General features: G+C 73.6%; 19 protein-coding genes. 11 read left to right on the plus strand and 8 right to left on the minus strand.

Going from position 1 to position 15,007, the window contains the following annotated elements; translation table 11 throughout:
• Nucleotides 1–117 precede the first annotated feature (117 nt).
• Nucleotides 118–1,224, minus strand: coding sequence for an IS110 family RNA-guided transposase (locus AXF14_RS03565; RefSeq protein WP_067939027.1), 1,107 nt, complete (start codon nucleotides 1,222–1,224; stop codon nucleotides 118–120).
• A 54-nt stretch (nucleotides 1,225–1,278) separates the two neighbouring features.
• Between AXF14_RS03565 and AXF14_RS03570 the strand changes: the two genes are divergently transcribed.
• From AXF14_RS03570 to AXF14_RS03590, 5 genes are all read left to right on the plus strand, one after another.
• Nucleotides 1,279–2,001 (plus strand): tyrosine-protein phosphatase, encoded by a 723-nt coding sequence (locus AXF14_RS03570; protein WP_236755918.1) that lies wholly within the window; start codon nucleotides 1,279–1,281, stop codon nucleotides 1,999–2,001.
• A 155-nt stretch (nucleotides 2,002–2,156) separates the two neighbouring features.
• Complete coding sequence (locus AXF14_RS03575) at nucleotides 2,157–2,381, plus strand: hypothetical protein (protein ID WP_067940900.1); 225 nt, start codon at nucleotides 2,157–2,159, stop codon at nucleotides 2,379–2,381.
• A gap of 5 nt (nucleotides 2,382–2,386) precedes the next feature.
• Nucleotides 2,387–2,656, plus strand: coding sequence for a hypothetical protein (locus AXF14_RS03580; RefSeq protein ID WP_236755925.1), 270 nt, complete (start codon nucleotides 2,387–2,389; stop codon nucleotides 2,654–2,656).
• 5 nt (nucleotides 2,657–2,661) lie between these two features.
• Nucleotides 2,662–3,492: an NUDIX domain-containing protein gene (locus tag AXF14_RS14750; protein WP_084355617.1), complete on the plus strand. Its 831-nt coding sequence runs from the start codon at nucleotides 2,662–2,664 to the stop codon at nucleotides 3,490–3,492.
• 102 nt (nucleotides 3,493–3,594) lie between these two features.
• Nucleotides 3,595–4,323 carry a formylglycine-generating enzyme family protein gene (locus tag AXF14_RS03590; RefSeq protein ID WP_067943973.1) on the plus strand — a complete coding sequence of 243 codons (729 nt, stop codon included), beginning with the start codon at nucleotides 3,595–3,597 and terminating at the stop codon, nucleotides 4,321–4,323.
• A gap of 12 nt (nucleotides 4,324–4,335) precedes the next feature.
• On the opposite strand, the gene AXF14_RS03595 is transcribed toward AXF14_RS03590, so the two are convergent.
• The 3 genes from AXF14_RS03595 to AXF14_RS03605 are packed head-to-tail and all read right to left on the minus strand — an operon-like array spanning nucleotide 4,336 to nucleotide 7,430.
• The gene (locus tag AXF14_RS03595) at nucleotides 4,336–5,571 is read right to left on the minus strand and encodes a hypothetical protein (RefSeq protein WP_067940904.1); all 1,236 of its coding nucleotides are present in this window, start codon (nucleotides 5,569–5,571) and stop codon (nucleotides 4,336–4,338) included.
• The gene (locus AXF14_RS03600) at nucleotides 5,568–6,500 is read right to left on the minus strand and encodes an ABC transporter ATP-binding protein (RefSeq protein ID WP_067940906.1); all 933 of its coding nucleotides are present in this window, start codon (nucleotides 6,498–6,500) and stop codon (nucleotides 5,568–5,570) included. Before AXF14_RS03600 ends, AXF14_RS03595 begins: the two co-directional genes overlap by 4 nt.
• Before the next feature lie 48 nt (nucleotides 6,501–6,548).
• The gene (locus AXF14_RS03605) at nucleotides 6,549–7,430 is read right to left on the minus strand and encodes a helix-turn-helix domain-containing protein (protein WP_067940908.1); all 882 of its coding nucleotides are present in this window, start codon (nucleotides 7,428–7,430) and stop codon (nucleotides 6,549–6,551) included.
• 178 nt (nucleotides 7,431–7,608) lie between these two features.
• Between AXF14_RS03605 and AXF14_RS03610 the strand changes: the two genes are divergently transcribed.
• The 3 genes from AXF14_RS03610 to AXF14_RS03620 are packed head-to-tail and all read left to right on the plus strand — an operon-like array spanning nucleotide 7,609 to nucleotide 8,973.
• Complete coding sequence (locus tag AXF14_RS03610; protein WP_067940910.1) at nucleotides 7,609–7,836, plus strand: FitA-like ribbon-helix-helix domain-containing protein; 228 nt, start codon at nucleotides 7,609–7,611, stop codon at nucleotides 7,834–7,836.
• Nucleotides 7,833–8,225: a type II toxin-antitoxin system VapC family toxin gene (locus AXF14_RS03615; RefSeq protein ID WP_067940912.1), complete on the plus strand. Its 393-nt coding sequence runs from the start codon at nucleotides 7,833–7,835 to the stop codon at nucleotides 8,223–8,225. Before AXF14_RS03610 ends, AXF14_RS03615 begins: the two co-directional genes overlap by 4 nt.
• Nucleotides 8,226–8,277: 52 nt before the next feature.
• Nucleotides 8,278–8,973 (plus strand): alpha/beta fold hydrolase, encoded by a 696-nt coding sequence (locus AXF14_RS03620; RefSeq protein WP_150118411.1) that lies wholly within the window; start codon nucleotides 8,278–8,280, stop codon nucleotides 8,971–8,973.
• A gap of 12 nt (nucleotides 8,974–8,985) precedes the next feature.
• Here the strand turns inward: AXF14_RS03620 and AXF14_RS03625 are convergent, their stop codons facing one another.
• On the minus strand, nucleotides 8,986–9,450 hold the full coding sequence (locus AXF14_RS03625; RefSeq protein ID WP_067940917.1) for a DUF2992 family protein: 465 nt from the start codon (nucleotides 9,448–9,450) through the stop codon (nucleotides 8,986–8,988).
• 188 nt (nucleotides 9,451–9,638) lie between these two features.
• Here AXF14_RS03625 and AXF14_RS03630 point away from each other — a divergent pair, with 188 nt between their 5' ends.
• Nucleotides 9,639–10,418 (plus strand): hypothetical protein, encoded by a 780-nt coding sequence (locus tag AXF14_RS03630; protein ID WP_067940918.1) that lies wholly within the window; start codon nucleotides 9,639–9,641, stop codon nucleotides 10,416–10,418.
• 67 nt (nucleotides 10,419–10,485) lie between these two features.
• Here the strand turns inward: AXF14_RS03630 and AXF14_RS03635 are convergent, their stop codons facing one another.
• On the minus strand, nucleotides 10,486–11,559 hold the full coding sequence (locus tag AXF14_RS03635) for an ATP-binding protein (RefSeq protein WP_236755927.1): 1,074 nt from the start codon (nucleotides 11,557–11,559) through the stop codon (nucleotides 10,486–10,488).
• A gap of 332 nt (nucleotides 11,560–11,891) precedes the next feature.
• Between AXF14_RS03635 and AXF14_RS03640 the strand changes: the two genes are divergently transcribed.
• Nucleotides 11,892–12,350: a GNAT family N-acetyltransferase gene (locus AXF14_RS03640; RefSeq protein ID WP_067940920.1), complete on the plus strand. Its 459-nt coding sequence runs from the start codon at nucleotides 11,892–11,894 to the stop codon at nucleotides 12,348–12,350.
• Here the strand turns inward: AXF14_RS03640 and AXF14_RS03645 are convergent.
• Entirely contained in the window at nucleotides 12,263–13,075 is an 813-nt protein-coding gene (locus AXF14_RS03645) for a dihydrofolate reductase family protein (RefSeq protein WP_084355328.1), read from the minus strand. The genes AXF14_RS03640 and AXF14_RS03645 overlap by 88 nt on opposite strands.
• 134 nt (nucleotides 13,076–13,209) lie before the next feature.
• On the opposite strand from AXF14_RS03645, the gene AXF14_RS03650 reads away from it, so the two are divergent.
• On the plus strand, nucleotides 13,210–13,842 hold the full coding sequence (locus AXF14_RS03650) for an HAD-IA family hydrolase (protein WP_067940922.1): 633 nt from the start codon (nucleotides 13,210–13,212) through the stop codon (nucleotides 13,840–13,842).
• A 92-nt stretch (nucleotides 13,843–13,934) separates the two neighbouring features.
• Here AXF14_RS03650 and AXF14_RS03655 read toward each other — a convergent pair whose 3' ends face one another.
• Nucleotides 13,935–14,864: a GNAT family N-acetyltransferase gene (locus tag AXF14_RS03655; RefSeq protein ID WP_067940924.1), complete on the minus strand. Its 930-nt coding sequence runs from the start codon at nucleotides 14,862–14,864 to the stop codon at nucleotides 13,935–13,937.
• Nucleotides 14,865–15,007: the final 143 nt, after the last annotated feature.

Raw genomic sequence — 15,007 nt, forward strand, 5'->3', positions numbered from 1 at the left:
GCTTGTCTGAGGTCGAGCGTGCCCTTGGGGGTGCTCACAGTCGAATCGCCGGTGTCCTCCTCACGCTGCTTCCCCTCTGGGCCCTGGTGGTGCCGGTCAGCGCGGTCTGTGGGCGTTCTAGTGGTCCATGACGGCCAGGGACCAGCACCAGCCTGCGAGCTCCCGGGCGATGGCGGTGTTGGCGATCGTGTGACGTTTGTGGTGGCTGGCCAGGGTCTGCCAGCGCCTGTTCAGGCGCCTGTTGCCGGTGTCGGCCCGGGTGGCGACGTCCCCGGGGACCTTGGCCCATGCGGCTCGCAGGGCGGGGCCGGGGCGGTAGGGGCTCTTGTGCTGCCAGGCGGCTTCGGTCAGGAGACGTCGGGCGTGGGTGTTGCCGGTCTTGGTGATGCCGCCCTGGGTGCGGGTCTGGCCCGAGGAGTGCTCGCAGGGGACCAGTCCGAGGTAGGAGGCGATGGTCGCGCCGGTGAAGCGGTGCCAGTCGCCGATCTCGACGGCGAGGGCGAAGCCGGTCAGTGTGGAGATGCCTCTCAGGCAGGACAGGCGGGCGGTGACGGGGGTGAACTCACTGTCGGCGGCCAGGGCGGCGATGGCGGTATCGAGGCGGTCGCGTCGTGCCAGGGTGTGGGTGACGGTGTCGTAGGCGTCGTCGAAGGCCGCGGTGGCGCCGGCGCCCAGGGCGGGGACGTCCTCGCGGCGCAGTGCGCGCAGCCAAGCGTCGTGGGCGGGTCCCCAGGTGGTCTTGCCGGGGTAGACCCATCCGCGGCGCAGCAGCATCTTGGACAGGCGGTGGCGGGCGGCCATGAGGTCGGTGCGGGCGTCGTCGCGGGATCGCACCAGGTCGCGGGCGCCCTCCTGGGCCAGGGTAGGGATGCGCACGGGCGTGATCGTGCCGTTCAGGGCGCACTCGGCCAGGAACATCGCGTCGGTGCGGTCGGTCTTGACCCGCTGTCCGGCGGGGCGGGCCAGCTTCGAGGGTGCGGCGACCTGCACCCGGTGGCCCGCGGCGGTCAGCTCGCGGGCCAGTCCGAAGCCGGTGGGGCCTGCCTCGTAGGTGATCAGCAGTGGTCCGTGCTCGGCGGCCAGGCGTGAGGCCAGGTCGATGGTGTGGCTGTACTCGCCGTCCAGGCGGCGTTGGATCACCTCGCCGGTGAGGGTATCGATGGCGGCGGCACTCACGCTGCGGGCGTGAACGTCCAGCCCCAGGCTTGTACGCTCAGTAATCACCAGGGTCTCCTATGCATGTCGGCACCCCGCAGCGGTCCCCTAACGACCGCCTCGGTGGTGATCCACGAAGGTTGCATACGCGAGGCCCTGGCCCACAAGACCACGACGGCCTCGCGCACCCCCATAGCGTCTGACGGCGGGACCACTGCCTTCGACCGCGTGGCCCGCGGGCCGCGCCGCGAGATGCTCGACGCGGCCGGCTGGGAGGCGGCCCGGGCGTGGGGGCTCCGGACCGTCATCGACCTGCGGTGCGCCTACGAGGTCGGCCCCCGCGACGGTGACCCCGGCGCGGTACCGCCCGACGGCGTGACGGTCGTGCCGACGCCCCTGGAGGACCACGAGGACGCCGAGTTCCGCCGCGTCTGCTTCCCGGTCCTGGACTCCCCCGAGTACTGGGAGCACAACCTGCGCATCCTGCCGGGCCTCGTGCGGGGTGCGCTCGAGGCCTTGGCGACCGCCGAGCCGGGGGTCCTCGTCCACTGCTCGGCGGGACGCGACCGCACGGGCCTCGTGTCCGCCCTGCTGCTGTCAGTGGCGGGCGTCCCACCGGAGGCCGTCGCCGAGGACTACGCCCTGTCGGTCCGCGCGATGGCGGGGACGGCGACGCACGCGCCGACCCATGACCGGCAGCAGGCGTGGTCGCCGGCGCAGGTCTCGGCCTGGCTGGAGGAGGTGCGCCCGATCGTCATCCGCTTCGCGGAGCGGGTGCCGGAGTACCTGGACCGGATCGGCCTGGCGGCCGAGCACCGTCGGACAGTCCGCGCCCTGCTGCGATAGCGCACGACCCAGCTAGAAGTACTGATCGTCCGCATCATCCGAGCCGGAGCAGGGCGACGCACGTGTCGAGCATGAAGGCGTGCGCCCCGCTGTCGCCGACGACGCTGACGAAGACGACCATCGACGTGCGCCAACACACAAGTTACCTTGGAGTCATGGACGACCCGCTGATCGCCCCTTCCGCCTTCAAGCACGGTCTGACCGAGGACGAGATCCTTCACGCCTACCGGCACCCGGTCCGCGCCTGGGACATCGGCGACGGGTTCACCATGATCATCGGCCCGAATCGAGCAGCACTCATTCTCGAGGTCGGGTACGTCCAGGGCACGACGACCGTCGTCGTCCACGCGATGCACGCCCGCGAGAAGTTCATGAGGTGATCACCATGCCCCGTACCGTTGAGGAGATCCTCGCTCACGCCGACGAGCTCGCCGTGCGATTCGAGGACTACGACCCCACCGCCGGCGAAGAGCTCGACGTGGCGGCGATGACCGCCCTTCGCACCGCCGTCGCCGAGCAGGCGACCGCCGAGCGCCACGTCATCACCGCCGTCGCCGACGCACGCCGCTCGGGAATGTCCTGGGCTGCCGTCGGGGACCTCGTCGGAACGACCGGCGAAGCCGCCCGGCAGCGCTATCAGCGCCTCATCGCGTGACCACCATGCGCCCCGACACGACCCTCGTCCCCGAGCTGGCCGTTACCGACCTCGCCGCCTCACTCATCTTCTGGCGCGACCTCATCGGCTTCACGGTCTCCTACGACCGCCCCGAGGAGGGCTTCGCCTACCTCGTGCACGGCGACGCGCACCTCATGCTCGACCAGATCGGCCTCGGCCGGACCTGGCGCACGGGCCCGTTCGAGGCGCCCCTGGGCCGCGGCATCAACCTGCAGCTCGCCGTCGACCACCTGGACACGATCCTCCAGCGTCTCGACGGCGCCGACGTCGGCCTGTTCATGGAAGCCGAGGAGCGGTGGTACGCCGTCGGGCCGGAGCAGGAGGCGGGCGTGCGCCAGGCACTCGTCCAGGACCCGGACGGGTACCTGCTCCGGCTGCAGGAGGGCCTCGGCTTCCGCGCACCCGGGAAGGCCGTCGAGGTCGCCGTCGCGGCGATCGTCGATGACGGGAGGATTCTCCTCGTCCACCGCCGGCCGGGGCGGGCGAGCTACCCGGACTGCTGGGACCTGCCCGGCGGGCACCTCGAGCCAGGCGAGTCCCCCGAGGACGCCGTGAGGCGCAAGTGCCGCGAGGAGCTGGGCATCACCCTCGACGGCGTCGACCCTCTCGCCCTGCCGGGCTCGGACCCGGCCCTCGTCAAGCACGCCTTCGCCGCCGTCTCCTGGCGGGGCACCCCGACGAACACGGCGCCCGACGAGCACGACGGACTCGCCTGGTTCACCGCCGACGACCTCGACGCGCTCACCCTCGCCGACCACGCGGACCTCGCGCCGCTGCGGGGGCTCCTCGGCTCGCAGCCTCACGTCGACGACTGACAGGACGACGACGAGGAGGGCTGAGTCGCGCGGGCGGAGCCGTCAACGACCGAACGGGCCGCAGCTACCCAGCCCACCAGGAGGGATGACACGATGTGGACCATGCAGCCTCCCGCTCTCGTGGCCCTGCCCGCGGGCTCCGTCACCCTGCGCGACGCCCGCCGCGGTACCACGCGCGAGGTCGCCCTCGACGCCTTCGAGATCGCCGTCCACCCCCTCCACGACCCGGCCACCGGTCTGCCGACGACGCCGCTGACCTGGTTCGCCTCGGTCCGCCTGTGCAACGAGCTCTCCGTGCAGGCCCGACTCCGCCCCGCCTACACGGTCGGGGAGGACGCGCGCCGCGTCACCTGGGACACCGCCTCCGAGGGCTACCGCCTGCCGACCGAGGCCGAGTGGGAGTACGCCTGCCGCGCCGGCACCACCACGCCCACGTACGACACGCTCGAGCGCGCGGCCTGGACCAGCCTCGACCACGTCGACGGCCCCCAGCCCGTCGGGCGGAAGAGCCTGAACGCGTGGGGCCTGGCGGACACGCTCGGCAACGTCTGGGAGTGGTGCTGGGACTACGCCGACCCGGCGCGCTACGCCGACTACCGCAGCCTGCGCGGCGGCGGGTGGGCCGACGAGCCGTGGAGCGTGCGCGCCTCGGTGCGACGCGGGAGCGCCCCGGACGCCGTCCTCGAGGACGTCGGCGTGCGCGTCGCGCGCGGCGCCGTCGGGGAGCCCGGCGAGGCGCAGGGCTGGTCGCACCACGAGGACCAGCGCCGCGCCGACGTCCGCGGGCCGCTCCCCGTCGGCTGGACGCCGCTGCGCGAGATCCTGGACTGACCGCGGCCCCGGTCACACCCCACCGGAGACCGAACCCGGCACGAGGTCCCGCCGGCGCACCACGACGGCGCCGAGCACCGCCCCAAGGACGGAGAGCGCGACGAGCCAGACGCTCCCCGCACGCCCCGCCTGAGCCAACGGGGCGTTCCGCAGGACGTCGTCGGGCAGGTCCAGGGTCGCGCCGAGCTGGGCGACGCCGAGCGCGCCGAGCACCGGCAGCCACGCCAGCGGCGCGTACCGCGGCCGGATCGCGCAGAGCAGCGCCGCGACCCCGGCGGCAGCCGCCGCAGCGGGCACCTGCCCGAGGAAGAGGCGGACGGCGTCGGCCCAGGCGGTCCCGAGCTCGTGGTGGCCGACGGCGCCCGCGACGGCCGCGGACAGGACAAGGCTGAGACCACTCGCACCGACCGCCGTCGCCCACGCGGAGCCGAGGATCCGTGCCGGCGGGGCGCCCGCCGCGCGCTCGAGCTCGAGGCGCCCACCGCGCTCGTCGGCGGCGTAGCGGCACACGAGGACGACCGCCTCCACGGCGGCGAGCGCGCCGGCGAGAACACCGACGTAGCGCAGGAAGCCGAGACCCGGATCGCCTCCGCCCAGGACCGCCCCGAGGGATCCGCCGTCCACCCCGCCGCGCCGCGCCATGTCGACGACACCGCGCCCCATCGCGACGAGCAGCCCGGAGACGCCGGCCGTCGCGAGCGCCCAAGCGGCAGCCGATGAGAGCGCGAGCCGCACGGTGAGGCCGAGCGGACCGCCCACACGCAGCGGTCGGCGCCGTCGTCGCGGCAGCCCGACGAGCCCGGACCCGAGGTCGCGCCTCCGCGCCGCCAGCGCTCCGGCCGTTCCGAGCAGGACGGTGCCCGCGGCGGCGACGGCCAGGGGCACGAGGTCGTCGCCCGCACCGGCCCCGACCGCCGGCCGCAGAGCGAAGGGCGAGAGCGCACCCCACGGGGTCGCCCACGCGCTCCCGTGGGCGACGCGCACGCCGTAGCCCGCCCAGGCGACGGCGAGGACGAGCGCACCGGCTCCGCGCGCCGCGGGCGCCGTCGGCACGAGCTGCGCCACCAGGACCGCGGTCGCGGCGCACAGGGCGCTCGTCCCCGCGAGCGCCCCGCCGTAGGTGCTCGCGTAGTTCGGGGCGAGCAGCGCCGCGACGGCGCCGACCGCCACCGGCAGGGCGAGGAGCCAGGGCCTCTCGTCACGGGCGGCGATCCTCACGGCCGTGGCGAGTCCGCGTGCGCCGCTCATCGGGCGCTCACCGCGTAGTGGCGCAGGAAGAGGTCGTCGAGCGAGGGCGGTGCGCACGTGACCTCCGTGGCGCCGGCGTCGAGGACGGCGCGCAGGACCCGGGGCACGTCCTCGGCGGGCACGGCAGCCCGGAGCGTGCCGCCGGGATCCTGGTGGACGGACTCCGATGGAAATGAGCGCAGTGCCCGCAGCACGGCACCGTCGTCACCGGGAGCAGGGCGGAGGGTGAGCGTGGAGGTGCGCCGGCGCCGCAGGTCCGCCAGCGCCCCGGTCTCCACGGTGCGGCCGTCCTTGACGATGGTGACGGCGCTGCACAGGCGCTCCACCTCCTCCAGGACGTGGCTGGACAGGAGGACGGTGGCGCCGTCGTCGCGGGCCCGACCGACGGCGGAGACGAGGACCTCCTGCTGGAGCGGGTCGAGGCCGGAGTTGGGCTCGTCCAGGATGAGGAGCTCCACGGGCGCGGCCAGGGCGGCGACGAGGGCGACCTTCTGCCGGTTGCCCTTGGAGTAGGTGCGCACGGGCTTGGAGGGGTCGAGGCTGAAGGCCTCGATGAGCTCGGCCTCGTGAGCCCGGTCGCGAGCCCCGCGCAGGGCGGCGACGGCGTCGAGGGTCTGGGCGCCGGTGAGGGCGGGCCACAGGGCTACGTCGCCGGCGACGTAGCCGACGCGGCGGTTGATGGCGGTCGCCTCCCGAGCCGGGTCGGCGCCGAGGACGCGGACCGTGCCGCCGTCGCGGCGGTACATGCCGAGCAGGACGCGGATGGTCGTGGACTTGCCGGCTCCGTTGGGGCCGAGGAAGCCGTGGACGCTGCCGGCCGCGACGCGCAGGTCGAGACCGTCGAGGGCGCGCAGCCGCCCGAAGCGCTTGGTGAGGCCGGTGACCTCGATGGAGGGAGCCCCGGGCGCGGGGAGGGTCGATGTGCTCATGGCCCGAGGCTCGGCTGTGACGCCGTGTCGCAGGCAACCCCCGGCGGCTCACTCCTCGCGCCAGCGCTCCACGAGCTCGGTGAAGCGGGCGGCGACGGCGGGGGCGATGCGCTCGTAGTGGGGGTCCACCTGCCCGACGAGCCGGTAGAGGGAGGCGACGACGTCCATGTCGACGCCGTGGGCGAGCTCGCGCAGGCGCTCCGGCGGCAGGCGGCGCTCGAGCCGGCCGGTGATCCACCGGGCCTGGACGTCGATCTGCTCGTCGGTGGCGTCAGCGGAGTCTCGGCCGTAGGAGGCGAGGGACTCGGCGTCCTCCTCCACCTCGGCGGCGTCCGGGAAGAGGTGGACGGCCTCGGGCGGCATGAGGTCGCGGTAGCAGGCGAGGTCGACGACGTCGCGCTCGCGCCGGACAGCGGTGCGGGTGCGCTCGTCGGGTGCCCCCGCCTCCATGCGGTCGAAGAAGGCCGCCATGACGGGCGGCATCGGGGAGACGGTGGAGCCCTCGTGGGCGCGGTCGAGGAGGGTGCGCAGCATGTCGCGCCGGCGGGTGGCCTCAGTCAGGTGCTCCTCGGCGGAGGCCAGCGCGGCGGCGAGGTCGGTCTCGACGGCGGCGTCTCGGGACGCCCTGGCTCCCCCACCGGGTGCGCCGTCGACGTCGTCGGCGGCCCGACTGCCGTCGGAGGCGCGGGTGGGGGCCGATTGTGCAGGCTGCGCTGCGGCGCCGTCGGGCTCCAGGATGCGGGCGACGGCCTCGAGCCGGACGCCCGCGCCGACGAGGTAGCGGATGCGGGACAGGCGGGCGACGTGGCTGAGGTCGTAGTCGCGCCAGCCGCCGCGCTCCGCGGGCACGGGCAGGAGCCCGAGGGAGTGGTAGTAGCGGACCGTGCGCACGGTGGTGCCCGTGAGCTCCGCGATCTCGGCGACGCGCATGGCGCCAGTCTGCCGTGCGACGTAGCGTCGCACCCCAGCCGGACACGCAACGGACCAGCACTCGGTGCCGCGCCGCTGCCACCACGATCGAGCCCGGATTCCTGTCTCACCCTCGCTCTACATTCTCCGCATGGGGACCTCGACCGCAGACCGCTTGCAGACGGCTAGCATCAACATCATGACGACCCTCTACATCCGCGACGTGCCGGACGCCGTCGCCGCAACCCTCAAGGAGCGCGCGGCGAGCGAGGGCCAGTCGCTCTCGGCCTACGTGAGCGCCCAGCTCACCGCCCTCGCCGAGCGCCCGACGAACGCCGAGGTCGTGGAACGGCTCAGGTCGCGCCACCGTGAAGGGGGCGTCACGCCCGAACGCATCCTCGAAGCCCTCGACTCCAGCCGTCGATGATCGTCATCGACGCCTCCGCAATGGTCGAGGCGCTCGTCGGAACGACCCCGGACGAGGAGCTACTCGCCCTGCTCGCCACGGAGGTCCATGCGCCCGCGCTCCTCGACGTCGAGGTACTCTCCGCGCTCCGAGGCCTCGAGCGCGGAGACGTCATCACCCCTGAGACCGCCACGCAGGCGGTCGCCGACTACTGGGCGCTCACCGTCGTGCGGCACGAGACCCGGCTGCTCTCCGATCGGGTCTGGAGCCTGCGCCACCAGTTCACGAGCTACGACGCCTGCTATCTCGCGCTCGCCGAGGGGCTGGACGCACCTCTCATCACCTGCGACAGGAAGATGGCAGCACGGGGCCACGCAGCAGCGGTCACTGTCATCGACGGAACCCGCTGAGACCCGGCACCGCACCCTTGCCACCGTCGTCGGCGCCCGCCACCCTCGGCCCATGACGACGCGGGTGGTGGACGGGGTCCACGTCGAGGTCACGACGACGGGCGAGGGCGAGCCGCTCGTCGTCATCCCGGGCGGACCGGCCCGGCACCCGGCCTACCTCGAGGAGCTCGGCGGGCTCACGGACGACGGCTACGGTCTCATCACCCTGTACCCGCACGGCGTCGGCCCCTCCCCCGCGCCCGAGGACGCCTCCGACCACGCCGCGTCCCGCCTCGTCGACGACGTCGGGCTGCGCTCGACGCCGGAGGAGTCCGAGGGCCAGCTGGCCCGGATGGCGCATGAGCCCTGGTACGCCGACACCCGCCGGGCCGCGGACGAGATCGAGGTCGACGGCGTGACGCCCGAGCGCCGCCGCGCGATCCTGCCGCTCTTCTACGGCGTCTGGGACGACGCCGCCCGCGAGCACGCAGCCCGCAACGCCGAGCAGGTGAACGTCGAGGCGCGGCTGCACTACTTCAACGACGCACCCGACCCGGCCGTCCTGCGACTCCAGCTGGCCTCGGTGACCTGCCCGGTGCGGATCCTCGTCGGCGAGCTCGACCCGGGCCCCGGCCCCGGCGTCGCCGGTCGTCTCGCACGGCTCTTCCCGGACGCGACCGTGGCAACGATCCCCGGCGCCGGGCAATTCCCGTGGGTGACGGTCCCGGAGGCCTTCCGCACGGCGCTGCTCGAGGCTCTGCGAAGCTGACCCGGGGCACGATCACCTTCCACGGTGGCGCTGCTTGGCCCGGGCGCGCTTGAGCAGCCGGCGGCGCTCCCTCTCGGCGTCGCGGTCCTCGCGTCGTGCACGGGTCGAGGCCTGGGCACGGGCCTCCTGCTCAGCCTTGACCGCGGCCTGCGCGGCCGTGCTGGGACGGCTCTCCACCGCGGCGCGCGCAGCCTGGCGAGCGGCACGCTTGGGACTGCTAGGACGGTCGACGTCGCCGCGGCCGGCGCGGACCCGGGGCGCACGGTCCGCACGCTCGCTGAGCCAGGCGCCGTGCGCGAGGAGCCAGGCGTAGAGCTCGGGATCGGTGGGCTCGGCGCCGAGGACGGCGCGGGCGGCGCGCACCCAGGGGCCGTCGTGGTGCTCGAGGACCGCCTCCCAGAAGCGGCCGTTGAAGGACACCGTGAGGGTCGCCGAGACGGTGGCGGAGGGACGTGCGGACGGACGGGTCGTGGACATGAGTGTCTCCAGGTACGCCGAAGCGGACCTGGTGACGCCGGATTCTCCACGTCGGGAGCGACGGGCACTGGGGCCGTCCGGACTTCCTACCGGACCGTGCGGTTCGCGCACCAGGAACTGACGAGCACGAGCGTAGCGCGCGCGCTGAGAGCGCACGGCTCCGTCGCACCGTCGGGCATGATGCCGACATGCCTCATGCCCTCGGGATCGACGTCGACGACGACCTGCTGCGGCGCTGGGACGCGTGGTTCGCACCTGCCGAGCAGCCCTTCCACGTCTCATCCCTGAGCGCTGAGCATCGCGCACTCGTGCCCGACGGTCCCGAGCCTCGTCTCAGCCCCGAGCACCGCGACACCTTTCTCGTCTACTCCTCGGGCTGGCGGCTACTCGACGAGCCGACGTTCATGGCGCTGCCAACGGCGGCGCGACGTGCCCTCGTACGCACCCGTACCTCCGAGTTGCGTCCCGTCACCTGGCCGTCGACGCCGGCCGCTGAACGCCGACGGCGCCTCATGCGGTACGTCGAGATCGGCGTCCGGCCCTCCAGGCACGCGGAGGTCGCCGCCGCGTCCTGGTGGCGCTGCGCCGCCGTCCTCCCGGGAGCGCGGCGCCTCGCCGGCACCTTCCCCGGGGGCTCGGGCCCGAACTGTTTCGGCACCGTCATGGCCGCCGCCGGCGTGGCGGGCGCCGAGCACGAGTGGATGCACCAACCGCCGTTCGAGGCATGGCTCGCCGACGCCTCCCGGCCCGTGACGGGAACGGCCCACGACGACGAGGCCGGCGTCGTTCTCGTGTGGCGGGACGCCACGGGGCTGGCGCAGCACGCGGCGGTGACGCTCGGCGACGGGTGGGCGCTGTCCAAGCCGTCCCAGGCCTGGTGCAGTCCGCGGGCGGTGTGGTCGGTACGCGAGGCGATCCTCGCTGCGAGGTACCCGGGACTTCGGCTCGAACGTCATCGTCTCCCGTGAGCCGTCGAGCGCGTCAAGGTGACCTGATCAGCTCGACGGAGACACCCACGACGCGCCGGCCCGCCCCTCATACCTCGCCGGGCGCGGGCGCCTCGAATGGCCAATCGCTGCTCAGGTAGGCCTCGACCGCTCGGTTCCTGAAGCGGTACTCCTTGCCCCGCTCGATGATCCCGCGGACGCCGTCGAGGCGCTGCGAGGTGGGGCCGGCCGCGCTCGCCTTGTCGTAGCCCATCGCGCGGGCGATCGCCGTGAGAGTCCGCCCGCCGGGCTCAACCTGGGCCATCGCATCGACGAACTCGCGCTCACGGGCGGGGAGTCGCTCCAGGATGCGCTGAACGTGAGCCTCGGCCTCCGTGGCCGCGCTGCTCCAGCCGGATAGGACGTGCTCCTCGGTGATGAGGTCGGAGGCGTCCGCGTACCACGCGCGCTCACCGGCCAGCTGGAACAGGAAGGGCTCGCCGTGGGAAAGACGGACGATCGCGCGCTGAGCAGCGGGTTCCATGAGAACTCTCCCCGGCTCGTCGTCGGCCCCCAGGATGTCCCATCCCTCGAGTACGAAGGGCTGGAGAGCGAGGGTGAGGTCGCTGTCGCCGATCGCATCGAGCGTGACGGTCTGGAAGCGTCGGGCGAAAGTCGCACCCGTTCGGGCCCCCGCCATGTCCGCGAACTCGGGTAGCCCCGTGAGGTAGACGGCGATCGGCAGCGCCCGGTCCAGGGCGAGACCGCCCGGAATCTCAACACGCTCCTCGTGCGCCAGCGCGTCGCCCAGAGCGACGAGGAGCTGTGAGCGCTGAGCGTCATCGGTGACGTTCTGAACCTCGTCGACGTGGATGAGCACCATGGTGTCGCCGAGCCGCAGCGCCGCTCGGCCGATCTCGACGAGCAGGCCGCTCAGCGCTGTGTACGCCTCGGGCACCACCGCATCGCGCAAGGAGACGGAGACCCCCGAGGCGGCGACGGTCTCGACGCGCCGCAGCAGCGCGCCGATCCGGTGCTCGCGGGCGGCGGCCAGTCCCGCGCGGTCTGCCAGGCTGAGGAGCTCGGCCGCGAGCCGGACGAGCGGGTCCCCGCCGACGGGGATGCGGATCTGCGGTGTCACCCAGTCCCCGCGCGCGATCGCGTCCTGCGCAATACGTCGCACGAGAGCTGACTTGCCCGTCCCCGCTTGCCGAGAACAGTCCGCCCGCGCTCATGGATGCCAGCGACCCGACGCGGCCTGAGGACGTCGCGCCAGTCGGCGAGCTGCGCGGTTCGGCCGGCCCAGACGACGGGCACTGTGTCCGATCCGGGGCTGAAAGGCGAGCTGAGCGGAGTCCTCATGTCGATAATTTCATCAAGGCATGCGAGCGTCGATAAAGTTATCAAGGTCCCGGCCCGCGCTCGGGCCACCATCGCGTCGACCGCTCAGCGACCCACCACCACGTCAGAACCAGACCACCGAACCCCGCGTTCCCGGTCGGGCATCATTCCGTTATGACGTGGACCGCCGCGCGCGAGAGCGCGCTCCCCGACGACGCCGCCCGCCTGCTCGCGACCGTGCCCGAGTGGTTCGGGCGTCCCGAGTCCAACGCCGAGTACATCGCCTCCGCCAACCGCCTCGAGAACTGGGCGGTCCGGGACGAGCACGGCGTCGTCATCGGGCTGGCCCTGACGGTCTGGCACCTGGGGACCGTCTGCGAGCTCGAGCTCATGGTCGTCGACCGCGCACACCACGGGCAGGGCGTCGGGACCGCGCTCGTCGCCGCCGTCGAGGCGGACGCCCGCGAGCGCGGCGCCCGGCTGCTCGAGGTCAAGACGCTCGGCGCCTCCCACCCCGATGCCGGTTACGCGCGCACGCGGCACTTCTACGAGGCGGTCGGCTTCCTCGGGGTCGAGGAGACGGACCTGTGGGGCGAGGACACCCCCTGCCTCATCATGGTCAAGCCGCTCTGAGGCGAGACGAGGTCCGCCCCCTGTCCACGAGGGCGCCTCAGAACCCGTCGGCGGACCACCAGCGCCGGGCCGCAGCGCTCTGACCTGCGTCGACGCAGGACCGTCGCTCCGAGTACCCGTCCTGAGGCGCCCTGGTGGACAGAACGCCCTGCAGGGACCCGCCTCGGTCCTCGCGGGGGGCCGTAGGTGACCAGAACGTTGCCCTTGCGGGTGGAGCGCGCCTCGAGGAGCTCGAGCCGGGTGTCGGCGGGGCCGTCGAAGAGCCCGCGGCCGGAGCCCGCGACGACGGGGTGGATGATGAGCTGGAGACGGTCCATGAGACCCGCCTCGACGAGCTGGCGCACCACGGACAGGGAGCCCTGGACGGCGATGCCTCCGCCCGCAGTCTCCTTGAGGGCGCGCACGTAGTCGAGGAGGTCGCCCTCGATGAGGGTCGAGTTCTGCCAGGTGAGGTCGTCCTGCGTGAGCGTCCGGGAGACGACGTGCTTGGGCGTGCCGTTGATGAAGCGGGCGAAGCCGGCGTCCGGGCCATCCTCGGCGCCCGGCCAGTAGCCGGCCCACTCCTGGTACGTGACGCGGCCGAGGACGCAGTCGTCGATCCGGGCGATGGCCTCCGTCATGAGCTCGGCGAGGTCCCCGTCGAAGGAGTCGTGCTGGAAGAGGTTGGGAGCCTCGGCGACGCCGTCGACGGAGTAGAAGAGGCTGGCGATGAGAGGGCGGGGCACGCTGGCTCCTTGCTTTCGGGGGGCGCCCGGGCGGACGCCGTCGGCACATCCTGCGCCACGGGACGGGCCGACGACGGCGCCCCGCCGGACCGCGTCCCCTTGATGCGTCCCGACGGGGCTGGCAGGGTGAGGGCATGCCGCTGCGCCAGGACCCCCGTCTCCTCATCGACATGGACGGCACGCTCGTCGACTCGACCGTGCTCGTCGAGGCGACCTGGACGGACTTCGCCTCCCGCTACGGCCTGGACGCCGCCGAGGTCATCCGCTTCGCCCACGGCCGCCCGACCGGAGCCACCGTTGCGCGCTTCCTGTCGGACCCGGTGCTCGTCGAGCGCGAGACGGCGTCGCTGCGCACCCACGAGGAGGGCACCTCCGAGGGCGTCGTCGAGGTGCCCGGGGCCGCGGCCCTCCTCGCCACGGTCCCCGCCGACCGGTGGGCGCTCGTCACCTCCGCGAGCCGCCTGCTCGCGTTCAACCGGATGCGCACCGCGGGCCTCGAGCCGCCCGAGACGGGCGTTTTCTCCGACGACATCACGGCCGGCAAGCCCGACCCGCAGCCCTACCTGCTGGGCGCGAAGCTCCTCGGTGTCCCACCGGCGGACTGCGTCGCGCTCGAGGACTCGCGCGCGGGCATCGCCTCCGCGGTCGCGGCCGGCGCGCGCGTGATCGTCGTCGGCGGCGTCACCGACCACGACGGCGAGCTGCCGCGCGTGCCCGACCTGCGCGGCCTCACCTACGACGCCGTCGTCCGACTGGCGCTGGACTAGTCGACTCCCATCCCGAGGAGCGTGGCGCCGCCGATGCCCTCCCCGTCCTCGGCGGTGGTGGCGGGCATGGTGCGAGCCTGCCACGGACCTCCTCAGCCGCGGCGCACCCAGGTGGTCCACAGAGGGCGGTAGCCGCGCCGGTGCCAGAAGGTGGCGGACAGGGGCGAGAGCGCGGCGTGGTCGAGCACGATCGCCCGAGCGCCGCGCTCGGCGGCCGCGCGGTGGGCGAGCGCGACGAGGCGACGGCCGGTGCCGTGGCGCCGGGCGGTGGCCGTCACGGCCATGAGTCCGAGGTAGTGGGCGGGCTGAAGGCTCGTCGCGCCGGTCGCCCAGGCGGCCTCCTCGGCCCCTTGGAGGGACACGACGCCGATCGGCGCGCCGCCCTCCTCCGCGATCCAGGTCCAGCCGTCACGGGCGCAGGCCTCCTCCGCGAGACGTCGCAGGTAGGAGGCGGTGGTCGGGCGGAGGTAGCCGCTGCCCCAGGCGACGTCGGACTCGTGCATCTCGCGCAGGAGCGCCGCGACGGCGTCGACGTCGTCGGGCGTCGCGGCCCTGGTACCGACGGTGCCGACAGCGTCCTCCTCCGTGGCCGGCACCTCGGGGGCGACTCGGAGCAGCGCCGTCTGGGAGACCGGCCTGAGGCCCCGCTCGAGGAGGACCGGGGCGACGCCGGGCTCTAGGGCCGGGAGCCTCACGACCACCTCGGCGTCGCCGTCGGGCGCGGCGGTGCCGCGGATGAGGTCGAGCTGGTCGAGGAGGCAGCCGAGCACGGGCGCGATGCCATGACCGGAGCGCACCGCGAGCAGGTCCTGGGAGCGCCCGCCCCACAGGGCGGAGAGGTCGGCGTCGTGGACCTCCTGGTGGCTCCAGATCCCGACGGCGCCACGGGCGACGAGGACCGCGCGGGCCCCGTCGACGTCGGGCACGGGCACGGGGCCGAGGTCCGGGTCGAGCGAGGAGAGTCGCCTGTTGTGGGCGGCAGTCAGCGCCGCGACGTCGCGGTGGTAGGCGGAGGGGCTCATCCCCTCACCCTACATGATAGTGATTCTCATCTACTCGAGGCGACCGGCCCACAGACGGCACCGCTCCGGGCTCGTCGGCGGCGCCCTCGTGTTCTTCGTCAGGAAGGTGAGGCAGCCGCCGCGGCTCGTCACTCACGCACGAC

The sequence above is a fragment of the Actinomyces radicidentis genome (assembly GCF_001553565.1).
Lineage (GTDB): Bacteria > Actinomycetota > Actinomycetes > Actinomycetales > Actinomycetaceae > Actinomyces > Actinomyces radicidentis.

Excerpts from the sequence above, each read along its gene's own strand:
- AXF14_RS03575 (WP_067940900.1), top strand. The coding sequence starts at position 2,157 with ATGGACGACCCGCTGATCGCCCCTTCCGCCTTCAAGCACGGTCTGACC.
- AXF14_RS03630 (WP_067940918.1), top strand. The coding sequence starts at position 9,639 with ATGCCTCATGCCCTCGGGATCGACGTCGACGACGACCTGCTGCGGCGC.
- AXF14_RS03640 (WP_067940920.1), top strand. The coding sequence starts at position 11,892 with ATGACGTGGACCGCCGCGCGCGAGAGCGCGCTCCCCGACGACGCCGCC.
- AXF14_RS03605 (WP_067940908.1), bottom strand. The coding sequence starts at position 7,430 with ATGCGCGTCGCCGAGATCGCGGAGCTCACGGGCACCACCGTGCGCACG.
- AXF14_RS03600 (WP_067940906.1), bottom strand. The coding sequence starts at position 6,500 with ATGAGCACATCGACCCTCCCCGCGCCCGGGGCTCCCTCCATCGAGGTC.
- AXF14_RS03595 (WP_067940904.1), bottom strand. The coding sequence starts at position 5,571 with ATGAGCGGCGCACGCGGACTCGCCACGGCCGTGAGGATCGCCGCCCGT.
- AXF14_RS03625 (WP_067940917.1), bottom strand. The coding sequence starts at position 9,450 with ATGTCCACGACCCGTCCGTCCGCACGTCCCTCCGCCACCGTCTCGGCG.
- AXF14_RS03610 (WP_067940910.1), top strand. The coding sequence starts at position 7,609 with ATGACGACCCTCTACATCCGCGACGTGCCGGACGCCGTCGCCGCAACC.
- AXF14_RS03620 (WP_150118411.1), top strand. The coding sequence starts at position 8,278 with ATGACGACGCGGGTGGTGGACGGGGTCCACGTCGAGGTCACGACGACG.
- AXF14_RS03615 (WP_067940912.1), top strand. The coding sequence starts at position 7,833 with ATGATCGTCATCGACGCCTCCGCAATGGTCGAGGCGCTCGTCGGAACG.
- AXF14_RS03655 (WP_067940924.1), bottom strand. The coding sequence starts at position 14,864 with ATGAGCCCCTCCGCCTACCACCGCGACGTCGCGGCGCTGACTGCCGCC.
- AXF14_RS03580 (WP_236755925.1), top strand. The coding sequence starts at position 2,387 with ATGCCCCGTACCGTTGAGGAGATCCTCGCTCACGCCGACGAGCTCGCC.
- AXF14_RS03650 (WP_067940922.1), top strand. The coding sequence starts at position 13,210 with ATGCCGCTGCGCCAGGACCCCCGTCTCCTCATCGACATGGACGGCACG.
- AXF14_RS03590 (WP_067943973.1), top strand. The coding sequence starts at position 3,595 with ATGCAGCCTCCCGCTCTCGTGGCCCTGCCCGCGGGCTCCGTCACCCTG.
- AXF14_RS14750 (WP_084355617.1), top strand. The coding sequence starts at position 2,662 with ATGCGCCCCGACACGACCCTCGTCCCCGAGCTGGCCGTTACCGACCTC.